This is a genomic window from Roseobacter sp. CCS2 (assembly GCF_000169435.1).
GTDB lineage: Bacteria > Pseudomonadota > Alphaproteobacteria > Rhodobacterales > Rhodobacteraceae > Yoonia.
In genome coordinates this window covers 163907-171664 of the sequence record NZ_AAYB01000005.1, presented here as the reverse complement: position 1 = coordinate 171664, position 7758 = coordinate 163907, and the positions used below count along the sequence as shown (strand labels likewise).

6 protein-coding genes are annotated in these 7758 nt (G+C 56.5%); 5 read left to right on the top strand and 1 reads right to left on the bottom strand.

The annotated features are described in order from the left end of the window. The 4 genes from RCCS2_RS15110 to galE form a co-directional block, all read left to right on the top strand. Positions 1 to 386, top strand: a 386-nt coding sequence (locus tag RCCS2_RS15110) for a GDP-mannose 4,6-dehydratase (RefSeq protein ID WP_008235783.1), incomplete at its 5' end; no start/stop codon positions are given. Between the two features lie 2 nt (positions 387 to 388). Further along, a complete protein-coding gene (locus tag RCCS2_RS15105; RefSeq protein WP_008235782.1) occupies positions 389 to 1357 on the top strand; it encodes a GDP-L-fucose synthase family protein in 969 nt (322 codons plus the stop codon). Beyond that, complete coding sequence (locus RCCS2_RS15100; protein ID WP_008235781.1) at positions 1354 to 2769, top strand: mannose-1-phosphate guanylyltransferase/mannose-6-phosphate isomerase; 1416 nt, start codon at positions 1354 to 1356, stop codon at positions 2767 to 2769. Before RCCS2_RS15105 ends, RCCS2_RS15100 begins: the two co-directional genes overlap by 4 nt. Positions 2770 to 2829: 60 nt before the next feature. Further along, entirely contained in the window at positions 2830 to 3846 is a 1017-nt protein-coding gene (gene galE / locus RCCS2_RS15095) for a UDP-glucose 4-epimerase GalE (protein WP_008235780.1), read from the top strand. Positions 3847 to 3980: 134 nt separating this feature from the next. Here the strand turns inward: galE and RCCS2_RS15090 are convergent, their stop codons facing one another. Beyond that, on the bottom strand, positions 3981 to 5369 hold the full coding sequence (locus RCCS2_RS15090) for a phosphomannomutase (protein WP_037294312.1): 1389 nt from the start codon (positions 5367 to 5369) through the stop codon (positions 3981 to 3983). Between the two features lie 214 nt (positions 5370 to 5583). Here RCCS2_RS15090 and RCCS2_RS15085 point away from each other — a divergent pair, with 214 nt between their 5' ends. Further along, the gene (locus RCCS2_RS15085; RefSeq protein WP_037294288.1) at positions 5584 to 7752 is read left to right on the top strand and encodes a M10 family metallopeptidase C-terminal domain-containing protein; all 2169 of its coding nucleotides are present in this window, start codon (positions 5584 to 5586) and stop codon (positions 7750 to 7752) included. Positions 7753 to 7758: the final 6 nt, after the last annotated feature.

The following is a 7758-nucleotide window of genomic DNA, read 5'->3' as shown; positions in this document are numbered from 1 at the left end:
CCGAAGATTACGTGATCGCAACCGGCAAGCAGTACGCCGTCCGCGATTTCGTCAAATGGTCGGCGGCTGAACTGGGCGTGAAACTGGCCTTCAGCGGAAATGGTACAGAAGAAATTGCGACTGTCGCTGCCGTGAATTCCAACCGCGCCCCAAGCGTGCGCTGCGGTGATGTCGTGATGCGGGTTGATCCGCGCTATTTCCGGCCTGCCGAGGTTGAGACGCTTTTGGGTGATCCGTCGAAGGCGAAAAAGCAACTGGGCTGGACGCCAACGATCACGCCCCAAGACATCTGCGCAGAAATGGTTGCAGCGGACCTTAAAATCGCCCAGCGTCATGCGCTTTTGCGCGAACATGGCATGGATGTACCGGTGGCCCTGGAGGCATAAAGATGCGGATTTTTCTAGCAGGCCATAACGGCATGGTTGGCAGTGCTATTTTGCGCAAACTTGTGGCGACCCGTGATCATGACGTGATCACGGTGGCACACGCCGCGTTGGACCTGACCAATCAAGCCGCCGTGCGGTCTTTTGTCTGGGCCAAAAAGCCTGATCTGGTCATTATCGCGGCGGCCAAGGTCGGCGGTATCATGGCAAATGACACCAAGCCTGCGGATTTCATCCAAGACAACCTGATGATCGCCAGCAATCTGATCCAAGAGGCGCACGCCGCTGGCGTGCAACGCCTGATCCAATTGGGTTCGTCCTGCATCTATCCGCGCGACACCGCCCAGCCGATCCCTGAAAGTGCGCTAATGACAGGACCATTGGAGCCCACAAACGAACCCTATGCGATGGCGAAAATTGCCGCCATCAAGCTATGTGAAAGCTATAATCGCCAATATGGGCGCGATTATCGGTCGCTGATGCCCACAAACCTTTATGGGCCCGGCGACAATTTTCACCCTGACCACTCGCATGTCCTGCCCAGCCTTTTGCGGCGCTATGATGATGCCGTGCGCAGCGCCCAGCGCGCGGTGACGATTTGGGGCACTGGCGCGCCGCGGCGCGAATTTCTGCATGTGGATGATCTGGCCGATGCGGTCCTGTTCACTATGGGCCTAAGCCAAGACCAATATGCCGCCGCAACCAGGCCGATGCAAAGCCACCTAAATGTGGGCACCGGCAAAGATATCAGCATTCTCAAGCTTGCACATATGGTTGCTGATCTAACCGGATTCTGCCGCGACACACATACTGACCCCAGCAAACCAGACGGCACGCCGCGCAAGCTGCTTGATACATCCGTGATGCAAAGCCTGGGCTGGGCACCCAAAATATCATTGCACGACGGGCTTGCGCAAACGTATGACTGGTACCGCACAATGCAGGAGGCGGGCCAAAACCTGCGCGCATCATGAGAATTACGCCTGTGATCTTATGTGGCGGATCAGGCACCCGGCTTTGGCCGCTGTCGCGCCAAAGCTATCCCAAGCAATTCTCGCCTTTTATCGGGGAAGACAGCCTGTTTCAGACCTGCGCCAAACGGCTTAGCAGTGATGCGTTTACATCGCCTGTCATTATCACCGGCGATCCGTTCCGCTTTGTGGTGCTGCAACAGCTTCAGGATATTGGGGTGGAACCCGATACCGTATTGATCGAACCTGCCGGTCGCGACACCGCACCAGCCGTGATTGCAGCTGCCTTGCAGGTCGCAGAAAGCGACCCGGATGCGCTGTTGCTGATTGCACCCTCTGATCACTTGATCCCTGATAAGACAGCCTTTCGCGATAGTATTGATGCAGCCATCCCAGCCGCACTTGCGGGCCAGCTTGTCACCTTTGGGATCAAACCGGACCGACCGGAAACAGGCTATGGCTATCTTGAACTTGCGCCGCAGGTGCAAGACAGTTCAGAACCGGTACCCTTGCGCAGGTTCGTTGAAAAACCCAATGCGGCTGAGGCTGCCGAGATGCTGTTTGCCGGTAATTTCCTTTGGAATGCGGGGATTTTTCTGTTCACGGCCAAGGCCATCATTGACGCCTATTGCACACACGCCAGTGACATCCATGCCAGCGTGAAAGCGGCCCTTGATGATGGTGTGACCGACCTGTCTTTTCTCCGTCTTGCCGCCGGGCCGTGGGCCGACATCGAACCAATGTCAATTGACTATGCCATCATGGAGAAAGCAACAAACCTTAGCGTTGTGCCATATGATGGTGCCTGGTCTGATCTGGGCGATTGGGCCGCTGTCTGGCGCGAAACGGAAACCGACAGTGTCGCGCTGTCTGGCGATGCCACGGCGATTGATTGCACCGATGTCCTGTTACGATCCGAAGTCGAAGGACAAACCATCGTCGGGATCGGACTGCAGAATATTGTCGCTGTCGCCATGCCGGATGCAGTTCTGATCAGCCATAAAGACCACGCACAGGATGTCAAACTTGCCGTCACCACGTTGAAAGAAAACGGGGCCAAACAGGCCGAGCAGTCGCCCCGTGATCACCGGCCTTGGGGGTGGTTTGAAAGCATCGCAAAGGGCGACCGCTTTCAGGTCAAACGCATTGTCGTAAATCCCGGTGCTGCCCTTTCGTTGCAATCCCATCACCACCGGTCCGAACATTGGATCGTTGTGCAAGGCACCGCCAGCATTACGGTTGGCAACAAGGTTGATCTGGTGACCGAAAATCAATCGATCTATATCCCGTTGGGCACGCGGCACCGGCTGGAAAACCCCGGCAAATTGCCGATGATCCTGATTGAAGTGCAGACCGGCGCCTATCTTGGCGAAGACGATATCGTCCGTTACGAAGACAATTACGCACGCGCATAAGCGCAGTTGAACCCGGTCGTTTGACTGCCTAGAACGGTCCCACATCATTTGGAGACAGTCATGCGCGTATTGGTCACGGGCGGCGCTGGGTATATCGGCAGTCACACGTTGTTGGAACTGATGGCGCAAGGCCATGAGGTCTGTGTGCTTGATAACTATAGCAACGCGACGCCAGAGGTCCTGACGCGGGTGCGTTCGTTGTCCAACGGGGTGCTGCATGACTATGTCGGCGATGTCCGCGATAGCGACAAGCTGGACGAGGTCATGCAGGATTTTCAGCCAGAGGCCGTGGTCCACTTTGCCGGGCTGAAGGCCGTGGGCGAAAGCACGCAAAAACCGCTGCACTACTATGATGTCAACGTCGCAGGCACCCTCACCCTTTTGCGCGCAATGGGGCGCGCTGGCTGTCATCGCATTGTGTTTTCGTCGTCCGCCACTGTTTATGGTGAACCGGTCTATCTGCCCTATGACGAAGCCCATCCAACGAACCCAATGTCTGTCTATGGGCGGTCTAAGCTGATCGCCGAACAGGTCCTGACTGATTGGACGGCGGCTTACCCTGACACCACCGCCGTTTTGTTGCGCTACTTTAATCCCGTCGGCGCGCATCCTTCTGCGGATATTGGCGAAGATCCCAAGGACATTCCCAACAACCTGATGCCATTCATCGCCCAAGTTGCGGTTGGCAAGCGCGATGCCTTACAGGTCTTTGGCGATGATTATGACACGCCTGACGGCACCGGCCTGCGTGACTATATCCACGTGGTTGATCTGGCGCGCGCGCATGTCGCGGCCATCAATTACGCCCAAGACGCCACTGGCGCGCGGCCGTTCAACATTGGCACCGGACAAAGCTATAGTGTGCGCGACATGGTCGCGGCATTCGAACGTGCAAGCGGACAGCCGATTGCCACCAAACAAGCCCCGCGCCGAGAAGGCGATATTGCCGCAATGCAAGCCGATGCAAGCCGTGCAAATGCAGAACTGAACTGGTCCGCGACACATGATCTGGATGCGATGACAGCCAGCACATGGGCTTGGCAATCAAAAAATCCCAACGGGTATGACGGGTCTTGAAAATGAACGTGCCTTGCATCTTTCGATGCAAGGCACGCTGAAGACATACCGTTAAACCCTCACCACTCAAAAATATCCCCGGCAAATAGCATACGTATGCAAACCGGTCCGTTCTGTGCGTTTTGTCACAAAACTTAAAATTCTTTATGCGACGAAATCGCACGCATCAGGACTGGTAAAAGCGTCTCTAGCATTTCGCGGGCATCCTTTTTCGACGACGCCTCGACATAAAGCCGCATTTCAGGTGCGTTCCCCGATGGACGCAGGTGAACAATGCGCCCATCCTGCAACGTCATCCGCACGCCATCGGTTTCATCAACTGCCATACATGTACCACCCAAAGCGGTCAAAAAGGCCGCTTTTTCATCGTCATCCTGGCGAAGCTGATCAAGGAATGCAGCCGCAGCTTTCAGATCAACATCCTGCAACCGGTCTGCTGCGGTAAAGCGTGCAGGCTGCTTGGCCACGACCCCTTTGATCCCAATGTCCGGGCTTTGCGCCAGAACCGCGATGATTGGCAACGCCGCATCCCGTGTCATCAATTGCGGCAACGCCCCGGCAGGCCCTTGCGCTTGAAAACCCAAAAGAAAGCCGCCGTTCGCCTCGTAACCAGCAACGGCCCCGGCGTTATCCTGCATCGCCGCAATCACATACGGCGATCCGATCGCCGTGCGCACGACACGTGTAAATCGGTCAGACAGCGTAACGCCGGAATTCGATGAAATTGGGGTCACCACGGTTTGCGCACCCAGTGCCGCGGCAGCGATCTGGCCCAAAATATCACCGGGCACAACTTCACCGTCTTCATCTGTCAGCAACGGGCGATCCCCGTCGGCGTCAGTTGAAACAATTGCATCAAGGTCATGTTCGCGCGCCCAGTTGCGCAACTGCTGGCGCAGATCATCTGGAACCGCCTCAGTATCAATCGGAATAAACACATCTGACCGGCCCAAGGATGTGACCTCTGCACCAAGACTGCGCAGCAGGTCCGACAACCCATCGCGCCCCACAGCGCTTTGTTCGTAAAGCCCAAGGCGCAAACCTGCCAAAGCCTTGCCAAAGGCCGATTGGTATCGTGCTGCATACCGCGCCTGCACGTCTGTCGCCATCGTTATGGCACCTGCGGGCATGGCCAGGGCGGTGTGTCCAAGGGCCTTTTGGATCGCGGCCTCTTGCGCTTTTGTGATCTCGCCAAGTGGCGTATAGAATTTCAGTCCATTCCGATCTGCCGGTATGTGACTGCCGGTGACCATGATTGCAGCGGCGCCATCTGCCATTGCTGCGTGGGCAAGGGCCGGTGTGGGGACATCACCACACAGCGTCACAGCAAGACCCGCCTGCGCGGCAGCCTGTGCGACGATATCTGCCAGACCTGCCGAAGACGCACGCAGATCATGCCCGACATAAAGCCCCTTCCCCACAGGACAGCTGACGATGAATGCCTGTACATAGCGTGTCACGCAATCGGCTGTCAGATCTGTCACAAGACCGCGCAAGCCGCTGGTTCCGAATTTAGGGGGCATTGTGGTCATCCAATTGCTGGGGACGGCAGGGCATATCCCGACATGTCATAAAGGAAAACATAGAGCAGACTTCGCCTCAAATCCAAAATGATATTGAGCAAATTGCATGGCAAGCTTCACACCTGCGCCGCAATTGCGCCGCGCTCCCTCCGCCCGGACCGATCATGTTGATCTCACATCATGAAGACACGCGGTTCCGGGGGGGACCTACCTTATGTCATCACTCTCTTTTTCGTACTATGTCACCGATCCCGGTGACATGACTTTCTCGCATATCACCGACCTGATGGTTGTGGATGTGAACGGCACAGCGCACCTTTATAGCAGCACCCGATACGACGGTGTGCTGCGGCAGTGGGACATCGACAGTGGTGTTCTAAGCATTGGCGAAAGCACCCCATTTGATGGCGGGCTGATGGCCGGTGGAACGGGCAGCATGGCGGCCCTGTCACCAGAAATCGTTCTGGTCGGCGGCAGCGCCGACGGCGGATTGCAAATGGCCACGCTTGGGGCTGATGGTGGGTTTGATAGCTTCGTCAACTTAACGGCACTGCCTTCTGCGTTTGATGGGTTCCAATATGGAACGACCCTGACCCTCGCAGACGATAGCCAAGTCGTGTTTGGCGCATTGGCGGGGCAAACTGGCCTGGCGCGCCTGACATTCGATGCCGGTGGGACATTGACGGGTCATACGGTTTTGCAAGATGCCGCACCAACCACGACATCGGGCATTGTCGCGACCGCAGTCACAACCGTGGCAGGCCAGCATTTTGTCATCTCAACCAGTACTTTTCAAAATGGCGTCACAGCCCGGGCGGTTGACGAAACCGGCAACATCATCAGCGAAACGACAATCGGCGCGGATGACGGGCTTTGGACCAGCGCGCCAACAGCACTTGAAGCCGCAACTGTCGGTGGCGACACCTATCTTATCCTTGCCGCTGCTGGCACAGACAGCCTGAGCGTTGTTGAACTGGGTGCTGATGGCAGCATGATCGTTCGTGATCATGTACTGGACAGCAGGGATACCCGGTTCGGCGGCGTCACATCACTTGAAGTAGTCGAGGCGGATGGCAAAACCTACGTTATCGCTGGCGGTGCGGATGATGGTATCTCTGTGTTTGTGCTGCTGGAAGGTGGCCTGTTGGTGCACCGCCATGCGATTGAAGACACCGATGACTTTGGGCTGGATAACATCAGCGCACTTGCTGCTGCAAAACGCGGTGCGGGCATTGATATTTTCGCAGCCAGCAGCAGCGAAACCGGGGTAACCCAATTACGGCTAGATACAGGGGTGGCAGGGGTGACACTGACGGCTGTCGTGGACGGCGACGACCTGACCGGCACCAACGGTGGCGACATCCTGCAAGGCCATAACGGCGATGATACGCTGAACGGCGCAGCCGGTGACGATATTCTGCGCGATGGGTTGGGCCGTGACAATATGACAGGCGGCGCGGGCGCGGATGTGTTCATCCTATCCGCAGATGGCGCAGAAGATACGATCACGGATTTCACAGCGGGCGAGGACAAGATCGACCTGTCACTCTGGCCGATGTTGCGCGATATCAGTCAGTTATTTATCACTCTGCAAAGCGACGGAATGCGGATCATCTACGGGGATGAGGTACTGAATGTCCGCAGTTCTGATGGCACGCCAATTGATTACCGCACACTGAACACAAATGATCTGATTGGTTTGTCCCGACTTCCTGTCGATCTGACCCCCGGTTATCCGGGGCCTGCGACACCTACGCCAACACTGGACGATACAACAACAGAACCTCCAGTCGATGACTCCGGTGCAAACAATCCTATGACCCCATGGCAAATGATCAAATCAGGCAATATTGATTTGTTGCGCGGAACCATGGACACGTCATCAGATAGCGGTGTGATAGGCGCTGTGATTGACGGAAGCGATGCATCTGAAACGCTGGAGGGCGGGGCCGGGTTTGACCTTATTTTCGCCGGTGGCGGTGATGATATCGTGCGCGGGAATGCAGGCGCTGATGCAATCTTTGGGCGCGCGGGTGATGACACGCTGTTGGGCGGTCAAGGGGCCGACACGCTGCTTGGCGGCGCGGGCGCGGATGTTCTTGATGGCGGATTGGGTCAAGATATGCTGGTTGGTGGCGCAGGTGCGGACACCTTTATCTTCAACAGCGGCACGGATGAGATTGTGGATTTTGAACAGGGGCTGGACCAAATCATCCTTGATCCGTCTTTGTGGACGGGTTTGACCTCTGCCGCGGACCTGCTGTTCCTTTACGGTGACATTTCAGACGGACGCGCGACAATCGACTTTGAAAATGGCGATGTGCTGATCATCAACGGGATCACAGATCCCGCAACATTCGCAGACGACATTGCGTTGTTCTAAGCCCGG